This is a genomic window from Streptomyces sp. NPDC026522 (assembly GCF_055567555.1).
In genome coordinates this window covers 269,111-294,307 of the sequence record NZ_JBVHQF010000010.1, presented here as the reverse complement: position 1 = coordinate 294,307, position 25,197 = coordinate 269,111, and the positions used below count along the sequence as shown (strand labels likewise).

The following is a 25,197-nucleotide window of genomic DNA, read 5'->3' as shown; positions in this document are numbered from 1 at the left end:
GCACTCCGGTCCTACTTCGTCCGCTCCAGCAGGGACACCTGGAGGCCCTTGACGTTGGTCTTGCGCAGCACCTTGTAGTGGCTCGCCAGCGCCTTCGCCTGCTGCTCGGGGAGCTTGTGGTACGGGTCGTCCGTCCCGCTCAAGGTGACGACCCAGATCCGGCGGGTGGTGTCGAGGCACGCGACGGGCTGCGGGCACTCCTGCGGGAACAGGTCGTCGCGCTGCACCGCGGTGCGCTCCGAGAACACGTCACGGAGCTTGACGCGGTCGGGAAGGAAGTACTCCACCTGCAAGTCGATCATGTACACGCTTTCGGCACCCCGGAGGGGCACGAAACCGTCCCCCGGCCGGTAGCCCGCGGCGATGGTGTGCGCGGCCGCCTCGCCGTCGATGCGCGCCTTCACGAACTCCGTGCGGAGCTGGCGCTGGTCCGGGAGACCGAGGAGCAGGATGGCGGCCAGCCCGGCCGCGCCCACCGCCTTCGGCTTGACCGCGGCCAGCCCGGCGGCGGCCAGCACCACCCAGGCGGGGACGGTGAACAGCAGGTAGCGGTCCACGAAGTACGAGGTGCTGCCCTGCGAGACGAGGAAGTCGGCCGCGATGGGGACCGCTCCGATCAGGCCGAGCTCCAGCGCGGGTCGCCGGCCCCGGGTCCAGGCGAGCGGGAGCAGCGCCGCCGCCGCGACCGCGAGAGCGATCAGCGGGCTGCCGTAGAGGGCATTCCAGACGGGGGCGAGGCTCCGCAGGTGCGGGGTCTTGATCCAGCCGATCTGCCGGTCGGCCTGGCGCTGCCCCAGCAGCACCAGCGGGATCATGGGCAGCAGCGCGACCGCGGTCGTCAGGCCGTAGGCACCGATGGTGCGGCCGCCGGGCCGGCGCAGCACCACGATCAGCGCGTGCGGTAGCAGGCAGAGCAGCGACACCATGTGGAACAGGCCGGCCAGTGCCACCGCGAGGGCGTACGGGGCCCAGCGCCGCAGCGTCGGACGGTCGAGCGCCCGCATCAGCAGCCAGGTGGCGGCGGTGACCGCCAGCAGGGCGAACGCGTACGACCGCGCCTCCTGCCCGTACCGGGAGACCGACGGGAGCAGGGCGAAGAGCAGGCCGGCGAAGACGGCGGTACGCCGGTCGAAGAGCCGGCGGCCCGTCAGTACGACGAACGCCGCCGCCGCGGCCATGGCGAGCGCCGACGGCATGCGCAGCATCGTCTCGGAGTCGCCGAACGCGGCTGTCCAGAAATGGAGGAGCAGGTAGTAGAGGCCGGAGACCGCGTCCACGTTGCCGAGCGTCCGGATCAGCTCACCGGTACTGCGCGAAGCGGCGCTCCAACTGGCCAACTCGTCGCGCCAGGGCTGTACTCCACCGCTGCCGTGCACGGTGACGGCGAGGGTCAGCAGGGCCGCCCACAACCAGTCGAAGCGCGCCGCCGCCGAGGTCCGCGGGCCGCTCCTCGCCATGCGCGTCACGCGGCGGGCCGGCCCGGCCTCCGGCGTGGCAACCGTGCTCCTGCTCGTCATCTGCTCATACCTTCGGGACCATCGGGATGGCTGCGGTGCGCCGGCGCATAGGAGTCCGGACCGGTCTCGATGTGCCAGGGTAGATCAGTCCCCGCTCACGACGTCAGTCGTCGAGCCCGTCCGCCGACCGGCGCTCGCGGAGCTCCATGATGGCCTGGCGGCGGGCGAGGCGGTGGGTGCGGCGGATCTGGGCCTCCTGGAAGCGCCGCTCGTCCTGCTCCGTCTCCGGGAGGACGGGCGGCACGACGCGCGGCTTGCCCTCGCCGTCGACCGCCGCGAAGACGAGGTAGGCGCTGCCGACCTGGGTGGCGGGGGTGGATTCGTTCCAGCGTTCGGCCAGCACCCGTACGCCGATCTCCATGGAGGTACGGCCGGTCCAGTTGCACTGGGCCTTGACGTGGACGAGGTCGCCGACGCGGACCGGGGCGAGGAAGACCATCTCGTCCATGGACGCGGTGACCGCGGGACCGCCCGAGTGGCGCCCGGCCACGGCGCCGGCCGCGTCGTCCACCAGCTTCATGATCACCCCGCCGTGGACCGTTCCCAGGAGGTTCGTGTCGTTGGCGGTCATGATGTGGCTGAGGGTGGTGCGGGAAGCCGAGGTCGGCTTGCCCGCGGGGTCGCCCGCTATCTCTGTCATACGGACACCTTAGAGCGGTCCCGGAAGCATCAGCTCTGCAACAGCACCGGTACGAAGTGCCCACCGGGCTGTCGGGGGGCTCGGCCGGGAAGGCATCCTTGGGCACATGAATGACTGGCCCGAGCCCGAGGGTCCGCAGCGGATGCGGCACATCCAGCGGCAGCAGCAGCCGCCCGTCCGGCAGCCCGGCCCGCCGCGGCCGCCCGTCGACCCCCCGGTGCGGCAGCCCACGTACGGTGTGCCGCCGCAGCAGACGCAGAGCCCCGGCGGCTACGACAGCGGCTACAACACCGGACAGGTCTACGGCACGCCCGCCGGCGGCGGCGCCGGGCGTCCGCCGGGCGGCCCGCGCCGCCCGGGACAGGGCGGCGGCGACGGCCCCGTACCCGTCCGCGTCGTCGTCGACTGGCGCAAGCGGATCAAGATCGGCGCGATCGTCCTCGTCTCCGCCCTGGTGGTCACCACGGTCGGCACCTACTTCTGGGCCGACTCCAAGGTGCGCCGCGAGGTGGACCTCGCCAAGGTCATCGAGCGCCCGAAGGAGGGCGCCTGCACCACGTACCTCATCGTGGGCTCCGACAGCCGCGAGGGCATGTCCGACGAGGAGAAGAAGAAGCTCCACACCGGCTCCGCCGAGGGCAAGCGCACCGACTCGATGATGATCCTCGCGAAGTGCTCCAGCGGGAACACGATGGTCTCGCTGCCGCGCGACTCGGACGTGGAGATCCCGTCCTTCGTCGGATCGCAGTCCGGGAAGAAGTTCCCCGCCCAGGGCCGCCGGGTCAAGCTCAACGCGGCGTACGCGGAGGACGGCCCGGAGCTGCTGGTGCGCACGATCGAGTTCAACACCGGCCTGCGCATCGACCACTACGCGGAGATCGGCTTCGCCGGCTTCGCGAACATCGTGGACGCGCTGGGCGGCGTGGAACTGAACATCGAGAAGGGGTTCAAGGACGAGAAGTCCGGAGCCGACTTCAAGGCCGGCCGGCAGACCCTGAACGGCAGCCAGTCCCTGGCGTTCGTCCGTACCCGCTACGCCTTCGCCGAGTCGGACCTGCAACGGACCAAGAACCAGCAGAAGTTCCTGTCGGCCCTGGCCAGTCAGGCGGCGACCCCGGCCACGATCCTCAACCCCTTCGCCCTGTACCCGGTGATGGGCGCGGGCCTGGACACGGTCATCGTGGACAAGGACATGGGCCTGTGGGACATGGGTCAGATGTTCTTCGCCATGAAGGGCGTCAACGGCGGTGACGGCGTGTCGATGAACATGCCCATCTCCGGTGAGCGCGGCGGCAACCTGATCTGGGACAAGGCCAAGGTGCAGCAGCTGGTGAAGCAGATCCAGAACGACGAGAAGGTCACCGTGCAGAGCCGCTGACCGGGCGGCCCCGACGGCGTGCGGGGCGGCGCGCAGGAACGGCGTGCGCCGGGGGTACGGGGACGGTCCGATAGGTTGCCGTACAACTGTTGCGGCTCACGCGCCGGGGGGAAGTCCGGGAGTCCGTGCTGTCGCTGCGGCACGGAACCGGACGGGCGTCCTTCATGGCTCTGGAGCGTCCATGTCCCTGCACCCGTCCCCGCGCGCCTTCCGCCGGCCGCAGCCAGACGGTGACCACCTCGCGAAGCCCATCATCCCCGGCCAGACGGCGGTCGGACCGGTGTCCGGGGCGCGGCTGCGCGTCCTGGACGGGCTGCGCGTCGTCGCGGCGGCGGCCGTGCTCTTCCACCACTACACCCGCCAGGAGATCTGGGGGCACGACGCCTTCGGCTGGCTGACCACGGGCGGCCGGTACAGCTGGCTCGGCGTCGAACTGTTCTTCATGATCAGCGGCTTCGTCATCTGCATGTCGGCGTGGGGCCGGCCGCTGGGCGGCTACCTGCGCAGCCGGGTGGTCCGGCTCGGACCGGCCTACTGGTTCTGCGTGCTGGTCACGACGGCCGTCCTGCTCGTCGACGGCAAGCCGTTCGGCGGCGCCGGGCCCGGGCTGAGCCAGGTCCTGACCAACCTGACGATGTTCCAGACCCCGCTGGGGAGCGGCCAACTGGACATGTCCTACTGGACGCTCTGGTCCGAGGTCAGGTTCTACCTGCTCTTCGCCGTGGTCACCTGGACAGGACTGACCTACCGCAAAGTGCTGAACTTCTGCTGGATCTGGACCGTCGCCTCCCTGTTGGCGCCGACGTCCGGACTGCCGCTCCTCGACACCCTGGCCAACCCGGTCTACTCGCCGCTGTTCGTCTCCGGGATCTGCTTCTTCCTGATCCGCCGCGAGGGCTCGCGCGCCGGCGAGCCGTGGGCGCTGCTGGGCCTGTCGTGGCTGCTGATGCAGCGCTGGCTCAACGACATCGTCGCCTGGAACACCGTCAAGGGGGACCGGCTGTCCTGGGAGGCCTGCCTGGCCGTGGTGAGCGTCTGCTACCTCGTCATGGCGGCCGTGGCCCTGCGGTGGCTCGACCGGATCGACTGGCGCTGGCTGTCGGTGGGCGGCGCGATGTCGTACCCGCTGTACCTGCTGCACCAGCAGATCGGGATCACCCTGCTGCGGCAGTGGCACCGCGACGTCGAACCGTGGACGCTGCTGCTGTCGGCGGTCGCGGTGATACTGCTGGCCTCGTGGCTGATCCAGCGCTACGTGGAACGCCCGTCCGCCCGGCTGCTGAAGCAGTGGCTGGAGAGCCGGCCGGCGCGCGCCTGAACGCCGGACGCACGAAAGGGGCACCCCGTCGCGGGGTGCCCCTCGTCATGGACGCGGGCGCCTATGAGCGGGCCACGCCGAGCATGCCGGTCACCGGTCCGAGGAGAAGCGGACGGACGCGGACGGCAGTTGGGCCTCGCACCACACCCGCGCCCCTGCGCGAAGTTCGTTGTCAGCCCCTACGACGGCGCCGTCTCCGACGACCGCGCCGTCCAGGACCGTGCGCGTACCCACCGAAGCGCGGGCGCCGATCAGACTGGCGTTCACGATGGTGTCGGCACCGATGATCGCCCCGTCCAGGACGATGGAGCCCTGGACGACCGCCCCCGCCTCGATCCGGGCGCCGGCCCCGACCACGGTACCGCCCGACAGCTTGGCACCCTCCGCCACCTCGGCACCCGGGAGTACGAGGGCCTCACCGCGCGGTCCGGGGACCGCCGGGGAGGAGACGATTCCACGGACGAGGTCGGCGGAGGCCTGGACGAAGGACTCGGGCTTACCGAGGTCCAGCCAGTAGGTGTCCTCGGTGACACCGTGCAACTTGGCACCGGAAGCGAGTAGACCGGGGAAGGTCTCCCGCTCGACGGATACCGGCCGACCGGCCGGAATGGCGTCGATGACACTGCGGCGGAAGACGTAGCATCCGGCGTTGATCTGGTCCGTGACGATGTCCTCGGCGGTCTGCGGCTTCTCGATGAAGGCCAGCACCCGCCCCTCGGGGTCGGTCGGGACCAGGCCGAAGGCACGCGGGTCCTGGACCCGCACCAGGTGCAGGGAGACGTCCGCCCCGGCCGCCTGGTGGGACTCGACCAAACCGGCGATGTCCAGACCGGTGAGGATGTCGCCGTTGAAGACGAGGACCGGGGCGTCCGGGCCGCCCGTCAGCCGCTGGGCGGCGTTGCGGATGGCGCCGCCGGTACCGAGGGGTTCGTCCTCCACCACGTACTCAAGGGTGAGGCCGAAGGCCGATCCGTCGCCGAAGTAGGGCTCGAAGACCTCGGCCAGGTAGCAGGTCGCCATCACGATGTGGGTGACACCGGCGGCAGCGGCCCTCGCTATCTGGTGGGCGAGGAACGGAACACCCGCGGCCGGAACCATCGGCTTGGGGGTGTTCACGGTCACGGGACGCAGCCGCGTCCCCTGCCCGCCAACCAGCAGGATCGCTTCCGCCATTGCTTTCTCCCCTGCCGGTTCGGGCATACGAAGGTCCAAATTTAGCCCATGCCGAGACGCACGAAGGCCGGAGGCGGCTGACTTCACCTCCTCCGGCCCGATGTGGGTATTACGGCAGGTTGCGCGCCATCACGATGCGCTGGACCTGGTTCGTGCCTTCATAGATCTGGGTGATCTTGGCATCGCGCATCATGCGCTCGACCGGGTAGTCGCGGGTGTAGCCGTAGCCGCCGAGGAGTTGGACGGCGTCCGTGGTGACCTCCATGGCCACGTCGGAGGCGAAGCACTTGGCGGCGGCGCCGAAGAACGTCAGGTCGGCATCGACGCGTTCGGACTTGGCGGCCGCCGAGTACGTGAGCTGGCGGGCGGCTTCGATCTTCATGGCCATGTCCGCGAGCATGAACTGCACGCCCTGGAAGTCGCCGATCGGCTTGCCGAACTGCTTGCGCTCCTGGACGTACCCCTTCGCGTAGTCCAGGGCGCCCTGGGCGATGCCGAGGGCCTGGGCCGCGATGGTGATGCGGGTGTGGTCCAGGGTCTTCATGGCGGTGGCGAAGCCGGTGCCCTCGGCGCCGATCATGCGGTCCGCGGGGATGCGGACGTTGTCGAGGTAGACCTCGCGGGTCGGGGAGCCCTTGATGCCGAGCTTCTTCTCGGGGGCGCCGAAGGAGACGCCCTCGTCGCCCTTCTCCACGACGAAGGCGCTGATGCCCTTGGAGCGCTTCTCCGGGTCGGTGACCGCCATGACGGTGTAGTACTCGGAGACGCCCGCGTTGGTGATCCAGCGCTTGACTCCGTTGAGCACCCAGAAGTCGCCGTCGCGCACCGCGCGGGTCTTCATGCCGGCCGCGTCGGAGCCCGCGTCGGGCTCGGAGAGGGCGTACGAGAACATCGCGTCGCCCTTGGCCAGCGGGCCGAGGTACTTGGCCTTCAGCTCCTCCGAGCCGGAGAGGATCACCGGGAGCGAGCCGAGCTTGTTCACGGCCGGGATCAGCGACGAGGAGGCGCAGACGCGGGCCACTTCCTCGATCACGATCACCGTGGCGAGCGCGTCGGCGCCGGCGCCGCCGTAGGTCTCGGGCACGTGGACGGCGTGCAGGTCGTTGGCGACCAGCGCGTCGAGGGCCTCCTGCGGGAAGCGGGACTCCTCGTCGACCGCCGCGGCGAACGGCAGGATCTTCGCCTCGGCGAGCGAGCGGACGGACTCGCGGAGCATGTCGTGCTCCTCGGCCGGGCGGTACAGGTCGAAGTCGGCAGAACCCGCCAAGATCTCTCACTCCCCAGGTGTGATGCGTGGTGCGCGCCGCGGGTGCCGGCGCACGATCCGTGATGCTAACTACCGTTAAGTAACCCGAAGCTTAGTCTCCGGCGTCAGGGCAGCGATATGTACGGCGTACGTGAGCTGCGTGACAGCGGGGGCGCCCGGTGGGTTCACGGGGAGCGTCCCCCGGGGCGGGCCCGACTATGCTCAGTGGCCGCAAACGGCCCCGCACCTCTGGAGCACCCATGGCCCCCCTCAAGATCACTGTGATCGGCACCGGCTACCTCGGCGCGACGCACGCCGCCGCCATGGCCGAGCTGGGCTTCGAGGTGCTGGGCCTGGACGTGGTGCCGGAGAAGATCGAGATGCTGGCCGCGGGCCGGGTCCCGATGTACGAGCCCGGGCTGGAGGAGCTGCTGGGCGCGCACGTGGCCGGGCTGCCGGGGTCGTCGGGGCGGCTGCGCTTCACCCGGTCGTGGGAGGAGGTCGGCGCCTTCGGCGACGTCCACTTCCTGTGCGTGAACACTCCGCAGAAGCACGGCGAGTACGCCTGCGACATGTCGTACGTGGACTCCGCGCTGGAGTCGCTGGCCCCGCACCTGACCCGGTCCGTACTGGTCGTCGGCAAGTCCACGGTGCCGGTCGGCTCGGCGGAGCGGCTCGCCGCCAAGCTGGCGGCGCTGGCCCCCGCGGGCGCGGACGCGGAGCTGGCGTGGAACCCGGAGTTCCTGCGCGAGGGCTTCGCGGTCCAGGACACCCTGCACCCGGACCGGATCGTGATCGGCGTCCAGGGCGACCGCGGCGAGAAGGTGCTGCGGGAGGTCTACGAGACGCCGATGTCGGAGGGCACGCCGCTGGTGGTGACGGACTTCCCGACCGCGGAGCTGGTCAAGACGGCCGCCAATTCCTTCCTCGCGACGAAGATCTCCTTCATCAACGCGATGGCCGAGGTGTGCGAGGCGGCCGGCGGTGACGTGGTGAAGCTGGCGGAGGCGATCGGCTACGACGAGCGGATCGGGTCCAAGTTCCTGCGGGCCGGGATCGGCTTCGGGGGCGGCTGCCTGCCCAAGGACATCCGGGCGTTCATGGCCCGGGCCGGCGAGCTGGGCGCGGACCAGGCGCTGACGTTCCTGCGCGAGGTCGACTCCATCAACATGCGCCGCCGCGGGCACATGGTGGAGCTGGCACGCGAGGCGGTCGGCGGCTCCTTCCTCGGCAAGCGCGTCGCGGTGCTCGGCGCCACCTTCAAGCCGGACTCCGACGACGTGCGCGACTCCCCCGCGCTGAACGTGGCCGGGCAGATCCACCTCCAGGGCGGCCAGGTCACCGTCTACGACCCGAAGGGCATGGACAACGCGCGACGCGTCTTCCCGACCCTGGGGTACGCCGAGTCCGCCGTCGCGGCGGCCCGGGGCGCGGAGGTGGTCCTGCACCTCACCGAGTGGCGGGAGTTCCGCGAGCTGGACCCGGCCGCGCTGGGCGAGGTCGTCACCGACCGGCTGGTCCTGGACGGCCGCAACGCGCTCGATCCCGACCTGTGGCGGGGCGCCGGCTGGACCTACCGCGCGATGGGCCGCCCCCGCGCCTGACCTGCCGGGGCGCTGACCTGACCCGGGCCGGGGACCTGACCCGCCCCGGGCCGCTGACGGGTCCGGCCGCGGGCGGGGGCGCATCGGTAGAGTGGCGGCCGATGACCGCGACCAGCAGCCCTCCGACCGCCCCCCGCCCCGGCGCGACGGCGCCCGCCGCACCCGGCGGGCGGCGATCCTTGGGAGCAGCCGTGCGCGGACGCGGCGCGCTGCTCGGCATCGGGGGGTGCTGGCTGGCCACCCGGGCGCTGATGCTGTGGATGCTCGTACACGACTTCTACGGCTCGAACCTGGTGCGCGTGGAGGTCACCGGGACCTACCACAACTGGTACGACGTCCTCGTCACCTGGTCGATGCCGCACGACGACATCATGTGGCAGTACCCGCCGGCCGCCGCGGCGGTCTTCCTCTCGCCCGACCTGCTGCCGTTCCTCAGCTACTTCCAGGCCTTCGTCGCGCTGACGGTGCTCTGCGACGGTCTCATCCTCGTCGGGCTGCTCCGCGCCGCCCGCCGCGGCGACGGCAGCCCGGCCGGCGCCCTGCTCTGGCTGGGTGCGCTGCCGCTGCTGATGGCGACGCCGTTCGCGCGCTACGACGTCCAGGTGACGCTGCTCGCGGTCGGTTCGCTGCTGTGCCTGCGCCACCGCCCGCGGCTCGGCGGGGTGATCGCGGGCATCGGCGCCATGGTCAAGGTGTGGCCGCTGCTCGCCCTGCTGGGGGTGCCGCGCGGCAAGTCCGGGCGGGAGGCGGTCATCGCGGCCGCGCTGTCCTGCGTCGCGCTGCTGGCCGTCTTCGCGGTCCTCTTCCGGGACTCCCTGGGCTTCCTCGGCAACCAGGGGGACCGCGGCGTCCAGATCGAGTCCCTCGGCGGTTCGGCGCTGATGCTGGCCATGAAGACGAAGGCCTGGCCCGGGAAGATCGACTTCCAGTACGGCGCCTTCGAGTACGTCGGCCCCTACGTCCCGGCCATCGCGCGGGCCTCGCTCGCCCTCACCGCGGTCGGCTTCCTGCTGTTGGTCCTGTGGCGCGTCAAGGCCCGTCGCTGGACGACGGCGACCCCGCTGGACGCCGCGCTCTGCGCGATCATGGTGTTCACGGTGACCAGCCGCGTCATCAGCCCGCAGTACATGATCTGGCTGCTCGGCCTCGCGGCCGTCTGCCTGACCTCCCGGCACACCACCCAGCGCCCGGTCGCGTGGCTGCTGGCCGCGATCGCGCTGCTCACGTCGCTGATCTTCCCCGTCTGGTACGGCGACGTCCTGCAGAACACCTGGACCGGGACCGTCCTGCTGTGCGCCCGCAACGGCATGCTGCTCTACGCGACCGTCTGGTCCGGCATCCGGCTGTGGAAGGCGACCGTCCCGCCCGCCGCCGGCGCCGGGCCGGCCCCGGCGGACGGCTGACCCGGCGGACGGCTGACCCGGCGGCCCGCTAGACCGGGCGGCGGTGTTGGGCGGCGCGGGCGGTGAACTCCGCGTCGCGCAGCACCCGTTGGGCATTGCCCCAGGTGAGCAGGGCCAGATCGGGCTCCGTCCAGCCCCGCTCCAGCAGTTCGGCGACCAGCCTCGGGTAGCCCGAGGGGTCGGTCAGCCCGGCGGGGCGGGGGCTGCCGGGTTCGGCCCCGAACGCGGCGCCGAGGCCGACGCCGTTCGGGCCCGCGAGTGCCCGTACGTGGTCCACGTGGTCCGCCACCGCGTGCAGGGAGTCACCGGTCCGCTCGGTGTCGAAGGTGACCATCGCCAGCCCGCCCGCCGCGCGCAGCGCGAGCAGCACCTCGTCGGTCACGTTCCCCGGATGCGGGTTGAGGGCGGCGGCGCCGGTGTGCGAGATGATGACCGGCGACTTGGAGGCGCCCGCGAGCTGGCAGGCCACCGCCGACGGGCAGCCCGCCAGGTCGAGCAGCATCCCCAGCCGGTTCATCTCCTTGACCACCTCGTGGCCGAAGACGGTCAGGCCCTCCCGGGCCCACGGCGCCCCGGCGGGCGCGAGGATCCGTACGCCCAGCGCGTGGAAGGCGCGCAGCGTCCCCAGCGAGCCGGTCAGCGTACGGCCGGGCACCGGGCCGAGGAACGCGGCGATCCGGCCCCGGTTGCGGGCGTCCGCCATGTCGTCGGGGGTCAGCGCGAGGCACAGGCTGTCGGGGTAGCGGCGCACGAGGGACAGCGCCACGTCGATCTGCTCCAGGGTGTCGGACACCACCTGGTCGGCGGCCGGCGCCCCGCTCGGCGTCAGCAGGGACCAGAACTGGGCCCCGACCCCGCCGGCGCGCAGCCTCGGGATGTCGGTGTCGACACCGAGGTCCGGGGTGTCGATGTCGTGGTACGGGCTCTGGCGCAGGGTCCACACCAGGGTGTTGCACCCGTCGGCGACGGGATGCTCGGCCAGCAGTTCCGCGGCCCGGTCCAGGGCTCCGGTCGCCGCCCCCGGGGCGGCGAGGTCTTCGGATCCCAGGGAGCCGGGGCCCACGTCGGTGCCGGGGCTCTGGAGGGGTTCGTCCTGCAAGTCGGCCATGGCGTTCGCTCCGGTCTCGGCGCAGCAGGGAGAGAAGCGGGGTTCGTCTGGCCACGGTGACACGCGGGGCGCGCGGGTTCACGGCGGATGTGGCGTTCGGGTGGCACCGCGGGGCGGCCCAGGAACGCCGAGCCCCCGGTGGGCGGGGGTGCGACGGATCCGGGGCGGGGGTGCGACGGATCCGGGCCGGGCCCGGATCCGTCGGACACCTCCTAGATCACCGCGTTGGACGGCCCGCGCGAGGCCGAGAGGTCGCGCGCCACCGCCTCGGCGTCGCGCACCACGCGGACCGCGTTGGACCAGGTCAGCTTGGCCAGGTCGGCCCGCGACCAGCCGCGCGCCAGCAGCTCCGCGATCAGGTTCGGGTAGCCCGCCACGTCGTCCAGCCCGGACGGGGTGAAGGCCGTGCCGTCGTAGTCGCCGCCGATGCCGATGTGGTCGACGCCGGCCACCTCGCGCATGTGGTCGAGGTGGTCCGCGACGGTGGCGGCCGTGGCCACCGGGCGCGGGCGCTGCGCCTCGAAGGCCCGGTGCAGGGCCATCGCCCCGGGGGTGGTGTCCAGGTGGTGGAACCCGTGCGCGCGCAGGTTCTCGTCGGCGGCCAGCGTCCACTCGACGGCCCCGGGCAGGATGAACTTCGGTACGAAGGTGGCCATGGCCACCCCGCCGTTGGCCGGGAGCAGCGCCAGTACGTCGTCCGGCACGTTGCGCGGGTGGTCGCAGACGGCCCGCGCGGAGGAGTGCGAGAAGATCACCGGCGCGGTCGACACCTCGATGGCGTCCCGCATCGTCGTGTCGGCGACGTGCGAGAGGTCGACGAGCATGCCGATGCGGTTCATCTCGCGCACGACCTCGCGGCCGAAGCCGGTGAGGCCGCCGTGCCGGGGTTCGTCGGTCGCCGAGTCCGCCCAGTCGATGGTGTCGTTGTGCGTGAGGGTCATGTACCGCACGCCGAGCCGGTGCAGGGCGCGCAGCGTGGCCAGCGAGTTGTTGATGGAGTGGCCGCCCTCGGCGCCCATCAGCGAGGCGATCCGGCCCTCGGCGCGGGCCGCCTCCATGTCGTCGGCGGTGAGGGCCCGGGCGAAGGCCGCGGGATAGCGCGCGATCAGCTGGTCGACGCCGTCGATCTGTTCGAGGGTGGCGCTGACCGCCCTGTCGCCGGCGTAGTCCGACCGTACGAAGACGGACCAGAACTGCGCGCCGACCCCGCCGGCGCGCAGCCGGGGGATGTCGGTGTGCAGGGTGCCGCGCTGGTCGGCGGCGATGTCCAGCCGGTCGAGGTCGTAGCGGGCCTGCTCGCGCAGCGCCCAGGGCAGGTCGTTGTGCCCGTCCACCACGGGGTGTTCGGCCAGCAGCTCGCGCGCCTCGGCCAGGCGCTGCTCGGCACTCACTTGACGAATCCGAACGACTCCGTGCCGGCCGCCTTGGCGCGCAGCCGCTTGCCCTTCTCGGTGGCCTGGTCGTTCAGCTCCTGCTGGAAGTCGCGCATCCGGGCCAGCAGCTCGGTGTCGTGCGCGGCCAGCATCCGCACGGCCAGCAGGCCCGCGTTGCGCGCTCCGGCGATGGAGACGGTGGCGACGGGAACCCCGGCGGGCATCTGGACGATCGACATCAGGGAGTCCATGCCGTCGAGGTACTTCAGCGGCACCGGGACCCCGATGACGGGCAGCGGGGTGACCGCGGCGAGCATGCCGGGCAGGTGGGCGGCGCCGCCGGCGCCCGCGATGATGGCCTTGAGACCGCGCGCGTCGGCCTGCTCCCCGTACGCGATCATCTCGCGCGGCATCCGGTGCGCGGAGACGACGTCGACCTCGTAGGGGATCTCGAACTCGTCCAGCGCCTTGGCGGCGGCCTCCATGACCGGCCAGTCCGAGTCGGAGCCCATGACGATGCCGATCACGGGGCCCGTGGTGCCTGCGGTAGAGCTGCTGCTCATTCGGTGATCGTCCCTCTGAGGTAGCCGGCTGCGTGACGTGCGCGCTCCAGCACATCGTCCAGATCGTCGCCGTAGGTGTTGACGTGGCCGACCTTGCGGCCGTGTTTCACGTCCTTGCCGTACATGTGGATCTTCAGCTGCGGGTCGTGGGCCATGCAGTGCAGGTAGGCCGCGTACATGTCGGGGTAGTCCCCGCCCAGGACGTTCGCCATGACCGTCCAGCGGGCGCGCGGGCGCGGGTCACCGAGGGGCAGGTCCAGCACCGCCCGTACGTGGTTGGCGAACTGGGACGTGACCGCGCCGTCCTGGGTCCAGTGGCCGCTGTTGTGCGGGCGCATGGCCAGTTCGTTGACCAGGATCCGGCCGTCGGTGGTCTCGAAGAGCTCCACGGCCAGGTGGCCGGTCACCCCGAGTTCCTGCGCGATGCGCAGGGCCAGCGCCTGGGCCTCGCCCGCCAGCTCCGCCGAGAGGTTCGGGGCGGGCGCGATGACCGTGTCGCAAACGCCGTCGACCTGGATGGACTCCACGACGGGGTAGGCCACCGCCTGGCCGTGCGGGGAGCGGACGATGTTGGCCGCGAGCTCGCGGACGTAGTCCACCTTCTCCTCGGCCAGGACCGGGACGCCCGCCTTGAAGGGGGCCGCCGCGTCCTCGGGGGTGCGGACGAACCACACGCCCTTGCCGTCGTAGCCGCCGCGCACCGTCTTGAGGATGACGGGGAACCCGCCGACCTCCTGCGCGAAGGCCGCCGCGTCCGCCGGATCGCTCACGATCCGGTGGCGGGGACTGGGCGCGCCGATCTCGTCGAGCCTGGCACGCATCACCCCCTTGTCGGCGGCATGCATCAACGCGTCGGGCCCCGGGCGGACGGGGATGCCGTCCGCTTCCAGGGCCCGCAGGTGTTCGATGGGTACATGCTCGTGGTCGAAGGTGATCACATCGCAGCCGCGCGCGAAGGCGCGCAACGTCTCCAGGTCGCGATAGTCGCCGATGACGACGTCGTTCACGACCTGGGCCGCCGAGTCCTGTGCGGTGTCACTGAGGAGCTTGAATCTGATGCCGAGGGGGATGCCCGCCTCGTGGGTCATGCGGGCGAGCTGTCCGCCGCCGACCATGCCGACTACCGGGAACGTCACCTCTCCAGGGTATCCGCCGGTATTCCGCCATCCGGACGCAGCCCTGGCGTGGACTCGCCGTGCGGGCGTGTGCAGTGCGACGCAGGGGGGCACATGCGCGGACGGAGCCGCGGGGCGGCACTTATCATGGACGGGCGACGAGATTCGGTTGACGGATACGTGTGACGCAGAAACGTGTGCGCCGAGACGCGGGTCGTCGACGACGAGTGACGCCTCCTCCAGGGGGCGGCGACGACGGACAGGGACTGAACCATCACATGAGCACGCCGAAGCTCGGATCCGCCCTCGAACGCATACGCGATATGGCCCGGGAGGTCGCCAAGTTCGGGGCGGTCGGCGGGCTGGGCGTGCTGGTCAACATGGGCGTGTTCAACCTGATCCGCAGCACCACCGAGCTCCAGGTGGTGCGGGCGAGCGTGATAGCGACCGTGGTCGCCATCGCGTCGAACTACCTGGGGTTCCGCTACTTCGCCTACCGGGACCGCGCCGACAACAGCAGCCACACCCGCACCCGTGAGCTGGTGCTGTTCACCGCGTTCAGCGTGATCGGCCTGGTCATCGAGAACGGCGTGCTGTACACCGCCACCTACGGGCTCGGCTGGGACGGCTCCCTCGCGACGAACTTCTTCAAGTTCACCGGTATCGGCATCGCCACGGTCTTCCGTTTCTGGTCGTACCGGACGTGGGTCTTCAAGGCACTGCCCACGCCCTCCGCGGCCTCGCTGGTCGTCGAGCAGCGCGACGGGCAGCACGACGGGCAGGCCCCCGCGGCCGCGCCCCTCGCCACCGAGCCGGCCGCGACGCCGGTCCGCTAGCGGACCGTGGCTCGGGCCGGCGGCGGCTAGCGGACCGGCCGCTCGGGCTCCGCGGGCGGGGGCGCCGTCCGGCTCAGGAACAGGGCGAACACGGGCGGCTGCGCCTGGAGCAGCTCCAGGCGGCCGCCGTCCGCCTCCGCGAGGTCCCGGGCGACGGCGAGGCCGATGCCCGTCGAGTTGCGGCCGCTGATGGCCCGCTCGAAGATCCGGTTGCCGAGGTCGGGCGGAACTCCGGGACCCTCGTCCGTGACCTCCAGCACCGCCTGGTTGCCGGTGACCCGGGTGCGCAGCGCGACCGTGCCGCCGCCGTGCATCAGCGCGTTCTCGACGAGGGTGGCCAGCACCTGCGAGACCGCCCCCGGCGTGCCGACGGCCCGCATGCCCGTCTTGCCCGAGCGGACGATGGCCCGGCCGGCGCTGCGGTAGGCCGGCCGCCACTCCTCCACCTGCTGTTTGACGACCTCGTCCAGGTCGAAGGGGACCGCCGAGCCGGTCCGGGGGTCGCGCGAGTTCGTCAGGAGCCGCTGCACCACGTCCGTGAGCCGCTCCACCTGGGTCAGGGCGATGCTGGCCTCTTCCCGTACCGTCTCCAGGTCGTCGGTGACGGTGATCTCCTCCAGCCGCATCGACAGGGCCGTCAGCGGGGTCCGCAGCTGGTGCGAGGCGTCGGCGGCCAGCCGCCGCTCGGCCGTGAGCATCCGGGCGATCCGCTCCGCGCTGGAGTCCAGTACGTCCGCCACCCGGTCCAGCTCGGGAACCCCGTAGCGCTTGTGGCGGGGGCGCGGGTCGCCCGACCCGAGCCGTTCGGCCGTCTCGGCGAGGTCGGTGAGCGGCGAGGCCAGCCGGTTCGCCTGGCGGACGGCGAGCAGGACGGCCGCCACGACGGCCAGCAGTGCCACCGCGCCGACCACCACCAGGGTCCGTCCGACCTCCTTGGTGACCGTGGAGCGGGACTCCTCGACCACCACCACCTCGCCCTGCTCCCCGCGGGCGGTGCCGCGCAGGACGCTGTCCGGGATCCGCTCGCCCACTTCGACGGGCGGCCGGCCGGGAACGCTGATCCGGGCGTACCGCCCCACGTCCAGCTGCTCGCCCAGCGCGACCGGGTCGACCGGCTTGCCCTCCAGCACGTCCGTCTCGACGATGCCCACCAGTCGCAGCGCCTCCGACCCGATCCGGTCCTGGGCGCTGCTGGTGATCGTCCTGGTCTCCACGATGACGAGGGAGACCCCGAACACGGCGATCACGACGAGCACCACGGCGAGCGTGGAGTTGATCAGACGGCGGCGCACGGCCCGGTCCGCACTCGGTTCTTCACCCGGTCATTCACCCGGTTCTTCGCTCAGCTCTTCTCGAAACGGAAGCCGACGCCCCGTACGGTCGCGATGTAGCGGGGGTTCGCGGCGTCGTCGCCCAGCTTCTTGCGGAGCCAGGAGATGTGCATGTCCAGGGTCTTGGTCGAGGACCACCAAGTGGTGTCCCAGACCTCGCGCATCAGCTGGTCGCGCGTCACGACCCGGCCCGCGTCCCGGACCAGGACCCGCAGGAGGTCGAACTCCTTGGCGGTGAGCTGGAGCTCCTCCTCCCCCATCCAGGCGCGGTGCGACTCGACGTCGATCCGCACGCCGTGGGTGGCCGGCGCCTGCGAGGCCTCGTTGGCGCCGCGCCGCAGCAGGGCCCGGACCCGGGCCAGCAGTTCGGCGAGCCGGAACGGCTTCGTCACGTAATCGTCGGCGCCCGCGTCCAGGCCGACGACCGTGTCGACCTCGTCCGCCCGGGCCGTCAGCACCAGGATCGGGAAGCCGTGTCCCTCCGCGCGCAGTCGTCGGGCCACTTCCAGGCCGTCCATGCCGGGCAGTCCCAGGTCCAGGACGACGAGATCGACGCCGCCTTGCAGTCCCGCGGCCAGAGCGGTGGGGCCGTCCTCGCGGACCTCGACCTCGTACCCCTCCCGGCGCAGGGCGCGGGCCAGGGGCTCCGAGATGGATGCGTCGTCCTCGGCGAGCAGTACACGCGTCATGTGGGTGATGGTAGTCCGCGGCGACCGAAACGTGGGCCAGCCCGCATACCCCTGCCTATCTGGGCTTATGGACTACTACCCGCCTTCGAATACGGTCGAACGGTTCCCGCGCCGCCTTGTGATCCATATCTCAAGTCCTTCCATATGCCGCAGTGTCGTGTCGTATGGTGGCGAGACGCCTGATGCACTACCCAGGGGACCTTTGTGCCGAAAAACGAGCCAAGGGTCTCTCCTTCTGTCCCGAGCGGATCGGCGCCTTGATGCCTACACGTGTCAAGGCCGGCCCCTTCCGCCCCGGATGAAGTGAATGACCTAGGGGCCGGGCCCTGCGCGCGAAGGTGCGCGAAGGGCGTGGATCCCGGTTACGGACCTTCCTTCGACCCCACCCGTGGGTCGAGACCCCGAGGCGTGGGGTGGGCGGCCCGTCGCCGGTGCCGGCCACCCCCCACAGGGCGCCGCCCCGCTCACGAAGCGACGGCGTCCCGATCAAGCAAGGATCGACCATGGCTTCCAGCCTGACGAAGGAATCGGCGGCTCCGGCCTCCGAGAAGACCTTCTTCGGCCACCCCCGTGGCCTGGCCACTCTGTTCATGACCGAGATGTGGGAGCGCTTCTCCTACTACGGCATGCGCGCCCTCCTCGTGTACTACCTGGTCTCGGGCGGCGCCGACGCCGCCACGGGCAGCCAGGGCGGCGGGCTGGCGATGACGGCGGCCACGACCACGGCCATCTACTCCGTCTACGTCTCCATGGTCTACCTGATGGCCATGCCGGGCGGCTGGTTCGGTGACCGCGTCTGGGGTGCCCGCAAGACGGTCACCATCGCCGGCTTCGTGATCATGGCCGGTCACCTCTCGCTGGCGCTGCCCGGCCAGGCGATGTTCTTCGTCGGTCTGATCCTGGTCGCGGCGGGTTCCGGCCTGCTCAAGGCCAACATCTCCACGATGGTCGGTCACCTGTACGAGGGTCCCGAGGACCCGCGTCGTGACGGTGGCTTCACGCTCTTCTACATCGGCATCAACCTCGGTGCCTTCGTCGCTCCGTTCGTGGTCGGAACGGTCGGCAAGGAGCACAACTGGCACCTGGGCTTCGCCCTCGCCGCCGTCGGCATGGGCCTGGGCCTGACCCAGTTCCTGCTCGGCACCAAGCACCTCAGCCCCAAGAGCAGCCTGGTCCCGAACCCGCTGTCGCCCGAGGAGCGCAAGACCGTCCTGACGAAGGTCCTCTTCGCGGTGATGGGCATCGCCGTCTTCTACGGCGCCGTGGTCGCGCTCGGCGCCTACACGCTGAACTGGGCGCTCGTCCCGCTGACCCTGGCCGGCCTGGTCATCCCGGTCGCCGTGCTGACGCGCATCAAGCGCGACAAGGACCTGTCGACGACCGAGCAGTCGAAGATGACGGCCTACATCTTCTTCTTCATCGCCGCCGCCGTCTTCTGGATGATCTACGACCAGGGTGGTTCCACGCTCTCCCTGTTCGCGGACGACAAGACCGCCGACACCATGTTCGGCCTCGGCTTCTCCGCCACCTGGTACCAGTCGCTGAACCCGCTGTTCGTGATGGCCCTGGCTCCGGTCTTCGCCTGGCTGTGGCTGTGGCTGGCCCGCAAGAACCAGGAGCCGAACACCATCGTGAAGTTCGCGATGGGTCTGGTCCTGATCGGCGCCTCGTTCTTCGTCTTCATCGTCCCGATGAACATGGCGGGCGGCGACACCAAGGTCTCCCCGATGTGGCTGGTCTCGATCTACATGATCCAGACCATCGGTGAGCTGTGCGTCTCCCCGGTCGGCCTCTCGGTCACCACCAAGATGGCGCCGCAGAAGTACGCCTCGCAGATGATGGGCGTCTGGTTCCTCGCCGTCACCGCCGGTGACTGCATCACCAGCCTGCTGTCCATCGCCGGTGTCGACCTGAACGGGCTCGGCGTCATCGCCCTGCAGGCGGCCGCCGCCGCCGTGGCCGGCTTCGCGGTCTACGCCTACCGCAAGCGCGTCCAGACCCTCATGGGCAGCGTCCACTGACGCACCGCGCCCCGCGCACGGAAACGGCCCGGCACACCGGAAGGTGCGCCGGGCCGTTTTCCTTCCGCACGTGTGCGGTACGGATTGGCCTGCCGTTACATCAGCACTGGACGCCGAAGGTCCAGCCCGCCAGGGCACAGCCGCCGCGGTAGCCGGCTTCCCCGCTCTGCCGCTTACCGGGAGCGCGCTCCCCGAGCCCACCCCCGGCCGCGCTGGCGGTGCCCGCCGCTCCCGGCGTCATGACACCCGCCAGTGCGCAGGTGAATCCCCGTTTCGGTCCGATCGGTCCGAACCCCCTTCCCTGGGCCCGGCGGTCGACCTACGGCAAGAGTTACTGCCTGGTAGCCGCTCAGCGGTGGCCGCGGAGGCGGCGCCAGGGGGTGAAGGTGAAGACCGCCGCGCCGAGCAGGATGACGGTGCCGGCGACCAGGCCGAGGGCCTTGAGGCCGCCGCCGTCCGCCGCGCCGGTCTCGGCGAGGCCGCCGGATGCGGCGGAGCCGCTGGTGGTGCTGCCGGTGGTGGACGGCGAGCCGGAGCCGCCGGGCTGGGCGGTGGTGTCCAGTTCCAGGGACACGCCACTGCTGGTGGCCTTGCAGGGCACGTTGATCGGCGTGGCACCCGGGGCCATCGTGACGTCGATCGTCAGCTGGTCCGGGCTGAGGGTCACCTTGCCGGTCTTGCCCGGCTTGTAGGTGCCGGTCATGTCGCTGAGGCTGACCGGGGCCTTGTCGGGGATCGGTTCCGCGTTGGCCGGGCCGGTGACCTTGACCGTGCCGCTGTCGGCGCCGCCGAGCTTGATGTCCATCGAGGGCTTGAGGGCCCCCGCCGGGAGGGCCATGGGGCTGGCCATCGCGCCCTTGGCGGTCTTGACGGTGAGGTCGTAGCCGCTGCCGTTCTTCTTCGCGTTGATGGTGACCGGGGTCTTGATGCCGCCGGGGACGACGGCGCCGCAGTCGTAGGCGACCTCGATCGGCTTACCGGGGAAGTCGGTCTGGCCGCCGGTGGTCCCGCCGGTGGTCCCGCCCGTCGTCGAGCCGCCCGTGGTGCCGCCCGTCGTGCCACCGGTGGTCGAGCCGCCCGTGGTGCCGCCGGTCGTGCCACCGGTGGTCGAGCCGCCCGTGGTGCCGCCGGTCGTGCCACCGGTGGTCGAGCCGCCCGTGGTGCCGCCGGTCGTGCCGCCTGCGCCCTCGGTGACCTTGATGGTGGCGCCGACCCCGGCCGCCTCCTGCGGGGAGCACTTCGTGACGAAGCCACTGAAGTCCACGTCGTACTTGCCCGGCGTGATGGTGACGTCCCCCGCCTTGGTCAGCTTGACCTTGCCCTTCATGTCGGACATGACCATGGGGGCCTTCTTCGGGATGGGCGGGTTCTTCCGCTCCCCCTCCAGCTTGACCTCGGAACTGAGCGCGCCGCCGAGCGTCACGTAGCCGGTGGGCTTGACGGTGTCCTTGCCCAGGTCCATGAGGTCGGTGTTGTTCGAGGCGGGCTTGACGGTCTTCCAGACCACCTCGACCTCGTCGCCGACCTTCGCGGTGGCGGGCGCGGTGATGGAGACGGTGGTGGTGCCCTGGACCGGGCCGCCGCCTCCCGCCGGCGGGATGCACTCCACCTTGTAGGAGACGTCGGCCGCCTGGGCGGGGGCGGCCGCCAGCAGGATGCCCGCGCCGCCGAACAGCAGCGCGACAGCGGCCGCGCTCACCCTCCGTTGGGTCTTCACGAATGTCCCTTCGTCGTCGGACGGTTCTCAGACGGTGCGGATGTCTGCGGTGTGTGTGGTGCTGGTGGTGCTGGTGGTGCGTCTGTTTCCGGCGCGGTGTCCGGGGTGAACCACGGCAGTACCGCCGTGGGGGCTTCGGGCGCCGCCACCGGGACGGCGGAGGCGGCGCGGGCAGGGACGGGGACGGGGCTCGGGCGGACCCGGTCCACGACGGCCATGCCGACGCGGAAGACGGCGGTCGGGACCACCACCAGCAGCAGGGCCCAGAACAGCAGCACCCCGTACGGGCGCCCCACCCCCCACGGCTGCGTGGCCACCACCTTGTCCCCGTATTTGAGCGAGACCGTGTAGTCCCCGTGGGCACCGGCGGCCAGGGCCACGTCCAGCCGGATCTCCGCCTTGCCGCCGGGTGCGATGGTGCCCTTCCAGCGGGCCTCCTCCCACAGCGGCGCGTACACCCCGTGCGCGGTGCCGAGCTGGAAGACCGGGTCCTTGACCGGGGCCGAGCCGAGGTTGCCCACGGTGACCGTGAACTTGCGCGCGGGCGGCGCCCCGAACCAGGTCAGCACCCCGTCGTCGCCCTCCAGCCGGACCCCGGTGAGCAGCGCGAGGCGGCCGGTGCCGGACTCGGCGGGCAGCTCGGCCACGGGGTGGTCGGTGATCTTCAATGGGAGGGCGACGGTGGACCCGTCCCCGTTGACGGAGGTCACGTTCACCACGCAGGGGCACGGCTTGGGCGGCCCCGCGACCGGCAGCCGGGCGGTGAAGTGCCCGTCGTCGCCGACCGCGACGGCGACCCCGTCGGCGTTGGCACAGCTGTTGGTGCCGCCGATCATGTTCTGGCCGCAGACCAGCAGCATCACCAGCGTCTTGGCCCGCCAGCCGGTACCGGTGACCGTGATGCCGGTGCCCTTGGCGGCCTCCTGGAGGGAGAGCGCGGCGGCGGCCTTGCCCTCGTCGGCGACCGCGGCCGGCGCGGCGGGGGGCAGCGCCAGGGCGAACACCGCCAGTCCCGCCGCGAGTAGGGCCGTGATCCGGGCGCGGGCCGGCCGGCCGGCGTTGGCGCTCACCTGTTCGCTCCCGTCAACTGGCATCGGTGTGGGTGCGGTCGGCGCTCCGGTACGTGGTCCTCGGACGGGTCGGGCGCCCGGCGGGTGCGCCGGGTACGCCGCGTGCGTACGAGGAGCAGCGCGGCCGCGGTGGCCGCGCCGAGGGCGAGGAGGCCGGGGCCCGCCCAGCCGGCGGGGGAGCCGGGCAGGCACCACGCGGAGGCGGTGGCCGTGGCCCGGGGGGCGCCGGGGGCGGTGACGGTGAGGGTGAGGTGCACGCGGTCGAACACCGGCGCGCCGGGCCAGGGTTCGGTCAGCCCGACCCGCTGCCCGGGCAGCAGTTCCACCGCCAGGGCGTGCGGACCGCGCCCGGGGGCCTTGCCCAAGCCGGCGTCGGCGTGGACCGCGAGGGTGGGGGCGAGGGCGACGTTGCCCCGGTTGACCAGGGTGTACGCGATGACGGCCGCCCCGCCCCGGCCCCGTACGGCGACGTCCTCGACGGTGAGGGCCGCCACGGCCGGGCCGCTGACGCGCAGGTGGACCCGTACGCCCACCTCGTGGCCGGCTTCGGTGGCGACGACGGCGGCCGGGTGGTCGCCGGGCGCGGCGGCGGGCGGCAGGGTGACGGTGAAGGGCACCACCGCGCGGGTGCGGGCGGGGAGCCGGACGGTCGCGCCCCGGCCGAAGCTGACCCAGGAGCCGGGGCCAGGGGCCGAGCCGGAGCCGGGGCCGGGGCCGCGGCCGGTCCCGGGGCCGGGTTGCGCCGGGGGGCGTACGGCGGAGGCCCCGTCGGCGGTGTTGTCGGCGTCGGCTCCGCGCAGGGTGACGGTGTGCTCCCGGTCGGTGGGGTTGACCAGGGCGAGGCTGTCTTCCAGCACGGTGCCGGGGGCCCCGGCCAGGTAGAAGTACGGGCGGGCGGCGGCGCCCGCCCGGCCCGCGGCGGGCTCGGCGGTCCAGCCGGGACCCTCGGGGGCGGCGGCGGCCCGCGCGGGCGCCGCGCCGAGCAGCAGCGCGGCCGCCGCCAGCAGGGCGGAGCCGAGCCGCCTGGGGGCGCGGCGCCGGGGCGTGTGGAGCACGGGCATGGGCGGGGCCGCTCCGTTCAGGACCGGGCCCGCTGGGCCGGGCGGCCGCGCCGGGTCAGCCACAGCACGCCGGCCGCGCCGGAGAGCAGCACGGTGGCGCCGAGGGTGCCGAGCGCGAGGGCGGAGTCGGCGGGGCCGGTCTGCGGGAGGGTTTCGGGCTCCTGGCCCCCGCCGGCGGCCGTCACGTCCAGTTCCAGGGACGGTTTGGGGCTGTTGCCGGGGGTGCAGGTCGTGGTGGTGCCCATCGCCTTGATGGTGAGCACTCCGGCGGTGAAGGTGACCTTGCCGCTCTTCTTCGGGGTGTAGGTGCCCGAGAGGTCGGAGATCTTGATGGGGGTGTCGGCGGGGACGGCCTCGGAGTTCGCGGGGCCGGAGACGGGTACGGACACCTTCTCCGCTCCGTCGGTCTGGAGGACGGCGCTGGGGTTCATCGCCCCTTTGCCCAGCTCGATGGGGCTGGAGGAGACACCCTTCTGGAAGGTCATCGTCAGCTTGTACGCGTCCCCCTCCTTGACGGCCTTGACGTCGATGGGCGAGACCGCCGACTTGTCCCCGATGGGGGTCTGGCAGTTGTACGCGACGTCGACCACGTCGGCGTGGGCCGCGGGGGCGGCCGCCAGCAGGGCGGCCGCCGATCCGGCCACCGCACAGAGCAGGGCGGGGACCGGTGCGGGCGTGGTGATTCGTTTCCGGTTGGACACCTTCGTCTTCCCCTCGGACCACAAGTTACTGACGGCACATCAGATCGGTGGCTCAAGGTACGCCCGGGACCTTATGGAGGGAAGACAAAGGGCGAGGATGTTCAAGCGGGGCGCCGCACCGGCTCTCAGACGGCGCGGACGCCTCGCTGCCAGACGGCGGAGACCAGCGGCACGCCCGGCCGGTAGGCGAGGTGGACGTGGCTGGGGGCCTCCAGCAGGGCCAGGTCGGCGCGGGCGCCGGGGGTGAGTACGCCGATGTCGGTGCGGCGCAGGGCCCGGGCGCCTCCGGCCGTGGCCGACCAGAGGGCTTCGTCGGGGGTCATCCGCATGTCCCGGACGGCGAGCGCGATGCAGAACGGCATGGAACTCGTGTAGGAGGAGCCGGGGTTGCAGTCGGTGGACAGGGCTACGGTGGCGCCCGCGTCGAGCAGCCGGCGGGCGTCGGGCCACTGGGCGCGGGTGGAGAACTCGGCTCCGGGGAGCAGGGTCGCGACGGTGCCGGTGCTCTGGGCGAGGGCGTCGACGTCGGCGTCGGTGAGGTGGGTGCAGTGGTCGGCGGAGGCGGCGTCGAGCTCGACGGCGAGCTGGACGCCGGGGCCGTGCGAGAGCTGGTTGGCGTGGATGCGCGGGATGAGCCCGGCGGCGGCGCCGGCGGTGAGGATCGCGCGGGCCTGGTCGCCGTCGAAGGCGCCCTTCTCGCAGAAGACGTCGACCCAGCGGGCGTGCGGGGCGCAGGCCGCGAGCATCTCGCCGGTGACGAGGTCGACGTAGGCCGCGGGGTCGTCGGCGTAGTCCGGGGAGACGATGTGCGCGCCGAGGTAGGTGACCTCCTCGGTGTGCGCGGCGGCGATGCGCAGGGCGCGGGCCTCGTCCTCGACGGTGAGGCCGTAGCCGGACTTGGTCTCGAAGGTGGTGGTGCCCTGGCGGCGGGCCTCGTGGAGGTGGCGCAGCAGGTTGGCTTCGAGCTCGGCGTCGGTGGCGGCGCGGGTGGCGGCGACGGTGGTGCGGATGCCGCCCGCGGAGTAGGCGCGGCCCGACATCCGGGCGTTGAACTCGGCGGTGCGGTCGCCGGCGAAGACCAGGTGGGAGTGGGAGTCCACGAAGCCGGGGATCACCGCCCGGCCGGCCGCGTCGAAGGCGTTGTCAGTGGCGGGTGCTTTGCTGGATTCACCGACCCAGGCGATGCGGTCGCCGTCGATGACGACCGCCGCGTCCTGGATCAGTCCGAGGGGGGAAGCGTCACCGAGGGAGGGGTCGTTCGTGACCAGGTTGGCGATGTTGGTGATGAGCGTGGTGCTCGCGCTGTTCAGGGTGCTCATGGTGTTCAGGGGCT

21 protein-coding genes are annotated in these 25,197 nt (G+C 71.9%); 6 read left to right on the top strand and 15 right to left on the bottom strand.

Annotated features, from left to right (window positions below; translation table 11 throughout):
* Positions 1 to 11 precede the first annotated feature (11 nt).
* Both ACZ4M3_RS26020 and ACZ4M3_RS26015 read right to left on the bottom strand, forming a co-directional pair.
* Complete coding sequence (locus tag ACZ4M3_RS26020; protein WP_467736495.1) at positions 12 to 1,517, bottom strand: glycosyltransferase family 39 protein; 1,506 nt, start codon at positions 1,515 to 1,517, stop codon at positions 12 to 14.
* Positions 1,518 to 1,620: 103 nt separating this feature from the next.
* On the bottom strand, positions 1,621 to 2,157 hold the full coding sequence (locus tag ACZ4M3_RS26015) for an acyl-CoA thioesterase (RefSeq protein ID WP_467736493.1): 537 nt from the start codon (positions 2,155 to 2,157) through the stop codon (positions 1,621 to 1,623).
* 106 nt (positions 2,158 to 2,263) lie between these two features.
* Here ACZ4M3_RS26015 and ACZ4M3_RS26010 point away from each other — a divergent pair, with 106 nt between their 5' ends.
* Positions 2,264 to 3,535 (top strand): LCP family protein, encoded by a 1,272-nt coding sequence (locus ACZ4M3_RS26010; RefSeq protein ID WP_467736491.1) that lies wholly within the window; start codon positions 2,264 to 2,266, stop codon positions 3,533 to 3,535.
* A 181-nt stretch (positions 3,536 to 3,716) separates the two neighbouring features.
* Positions 3,717 to 4,853: an acyltransferase family protein gene (locus ACZ4M3_RS26005; protein WP_467736489.1), complete on the top strand. Its 1,137-nt coding sequence runs from the start codon at positions 3,717 to 3,719 to the stop codon at positions 4,851 to 4,853.
* A gap of 90 nt (positions 4,854 to 4,943) precedes the next feature.
* Here ACZ4M3_RS26005 and manB read toward each other — a convergent pair whose 3' ends face one another.
* Both manB and ACZ4M3_RS25995 read right to left on the bottom strand, forming a co-directional pair.
* Positions 4,944 to 6,026 (bottom strand): mannose-1-phosphate guanylyltransferase, encoded by a 1,083-nt coding sequence (manB, locus tag ACZ4M3_RS26000; protein WP_467736487.1) that lies wholly within the window; start codon positions 6,024 to 6,026, stop codon positions 4,944 to 4,946.
* A gap of 109 nt (positions 6,027 to 6,135) precedes the next feature.
* The gene (locus tag ACZ4M3_RS25995; RefSeq protein WP_453353931.1) at positions 6,136 to 7,293 is read right to left on the bottom strand and encodes an acyl-CoA dehydrogenase family protein; all 1,158 of its coding nucleotides are present in this window, start codon (positions 7,291 to 7,293) and stop codon (positions 6,136 to 6,138) included.
* 239 nt (positions 7,294 to 7,532) lie between these two features.
* On the opposite strand from ACZ4M3_RS25995, the gene ACZ4M3_RS25990 reads away from it, so the two are divergent.
* Together ACZ4M3_RS25990 and ACZ4M3_RS25985 are read left to right on the top strand one after the other, a co-directional pair.
* Positions 7,533 to 8,876, top strand: coding sequence for a UDP-glucose dehydrogenase family protein (locus ACZ4M3_RS25990; protein WP_467736485.1), 1,344 nt, complete (start codon positions 7,533 to 7,535; stop codon positions 8,874 to 8,876).
* 101 nt (positions 8,877 to 8,977) lie between these two features.
* Positions 8,978 to 10,279: a glycosyltransferase 87 family protein gene (locus ACZ4M3_RS25985; RefSeq protein ID WP_467736483.1), complete on the top strand. Its 1,302-nt coding sequence runs from the start codon at positions 8,978 to 8,980 to the stop codon at positions 10,277 to 10,279.
* 28 nt (positions 10,280 to 10,307) lie between these two features.
* Here the strand turns inward: ACZ4M3_RS25985 and ACZ4M3_RS25980 are convergent, their stop codons facing one another.
* From ACZ4M3_RS25980 to ACZ4M3_RS25965, 4 genes are all read right to left on the bottom strand, one after another.
* Positions 10,308 to 11,387 (bottom strand): membrane dipeptidase, encoded by a 1,080-nt coding sequence (locus ACZ4M3_RS25980; RefSeq protein ID WP_467736481.1) that lies wholly within the window; start codon positions 11,385 to 11,387, stop codon positions 10,308 to 10,310.
* A gap of 212 nt (positions 11,388 to 11,599) precedes the next feature.
* The gene (locus ACZ4M3_RS25975; RefSeq protein WP_467736479.1) at positions 11,600 to 12,778 is read right to left on the bottom strand and encodes a dipeptidase; all 1,179 of its coding nucleotides are present in this window, start codon (positions 12,776 to 12,778) and stop codon (positions 11,600 to 11,602) included.
* A complete protein-coding gene (purE, locus tag ACZ4M3_RS25970; protein WP_467736477.1) occupies positions 12,775 to 13,323 on the bottom strand; it encodes a 5-(carboxyamino)imidazole ribonucleotide mutase in 549 nt (182 codons plus the stop codon). Before purE ends, ACZ4M3_RS25975 begins: the two co-directional genes overlap by 4 nt.
* The gene (locus tag ACZ4M3_RS25965; protein WP_467736475.1) at positions 13,320 to 14,459 is read right to left on the bottom strand and encodes a 5-(carboxyamino)imidazole ribonucleotide synthase; all 1,140 of its coding nucleotides are present in this window, start codon (positions 14,457 to 14,459) and stop codon (positions 13,320 to 13,322) included. The genes purE and ACZ4M3_RS25965 overlap by 4 nt, the downstream gene beginning before the upstream one ends.
* Positions 14,460 to 14,716: 257 nt before the next feature.
* On the opposite strand from ACZ4M3_RS25965, the gene ACZ4M3_RS25960 reads away from it, so the two are divergent.
* On the top strand, positions 14,717 to 15,274 hold the full coding sequence (locus tag ACZ4M3_RS25960) for a GtrA family protein (RefSeq protein WP_467736473.1): 558 nt from the start codon (positions 14,717 to 14,719) through the stop codon (positions 15,272 to 15,274).
* 26 nt (positions 15,275 to 15,300) lie between these two features.
* Here ACZ4M3_RS25960 and ACZ4M3_RS25955 read toward each other — a convergent pair whose 3' ends face one another.
* On the bottom strand, positions 15,301 to 16,566 hold the full coding sequence (locus ACZ4M3_RS25955; RefSeq protein ID WP_467736471.1) for an ATP-binding protein: 1,266 nt from the start codon (positions 16,564 to 16,566) through the stop codon (positions 15,301 to 15,303).
* Positions 16,567 to 16,616: 50 nt separating this feature from the next.
* A complete protein-coding gene (locus ACZ4M3_RS25950) occupies positions 16,617 to 17,294 on the bottom strand; it encodes a response regulator transcription factor (protein ID WP_136213631.1) in 678 nt (225 codons plus the stop codon).
* Positions 17,295 to 17,797: 503 nt separating this feature from the next.
* On the opposite strand from ACZ4M3_RS25950, the gene ACZ4M3_RS25945 reads away from it, so the two are divergent.
* A complete protein-coding gene (locus ACZ4M3_RS25945) occupies positions 17,798 to 19,315 on the top strand; it encodes a peptide MFS transporter (RefSeq protein ID WP_467736469.1) in 1,518 nt (505 codons plus the stop codon).
* 349 nt (positions 19,316 to 19,664) lie between these two features.
* Here the strand turns inward: ACZ4M3_RS25945 and ACZ4M3_RS25940 are convergent, their stop codons facing one another.
* The 5 genes from ACZ4M3_RS25940 to hutI all read right to left on the bottom strand — a co-directional run bounded on the left by ACZ4M3_RS25940 (position 19,665) and on the right by hutI (position 25,183).
* Entirely contained in the window at positions 19,665 to 21,014 is a 1,350-nt protein-coding gene (locus ACZ4M3_RS25940) for a hypothetical protein (RefSeq protein ID WP_467736467.1), read from the bottom strand.
* A gap of 14 nt (positions 21,015 to 21,028) precedes the next feature.
* Positions 21,029 to 22,126, bottom strand: coding sequence for a neocarzinostatin apoprotein domain-containing protein (locus ACZ4M3_RS25935; RefSeq protein WP_467736465.1), 1,098 nt, complete (start codon positions 22,124 to 22,126; stop codon positions 21,029 to 21,031).
* The gene (locus ACZ4M3_RS25930; RefSeq protein WP_467736463.1) at positions 22,099 to 23,163 is read right to left on the bottom strand and encodes a COG1470 family protein; all 1,065 of its coding nucleotides are present in this window, start codon (positions 23,161 to 23,163) and stop codon (positions 22,099 to 22,101) included. The genes ACZ4M3_RS25935 and ACZ4M3_RS25930 overlap by 28 nt, the downstream gene beginning before the upstream one ends.
* 17 nt (positions 23,164 to 23,180) lie before the next feature.
* Complete coding sequence (locus tag ACZ4M3_RS25925) at positions 23,181 to 23,864, bottom strand: LPXTG cell wall anchor domain-containing protein (RefSeq protein ID WP_467736461.1); 684 nt, start codon at positions 23,862 to 23,864, stop codon at positions 23,181 to 23,183.
* A 125-nt stretch (positions 23,865 to 23,989) separates the two neighbouring features.
* Positions 23,990 to 25,183 (bottom strand): imidazolonepropionase, encoded by a 1,194-nt coding sequence (hutI, locus tag ACZ4M3_RS25920; RefSeq protein ID WP_467736459.1) that lies wholly within the window; start codon positions 25,181 to 25,183, stop codon positions 23,990 to 23,992.
* Positions 25,184 to 25,197: the final 14 nt, after the last annotated feature.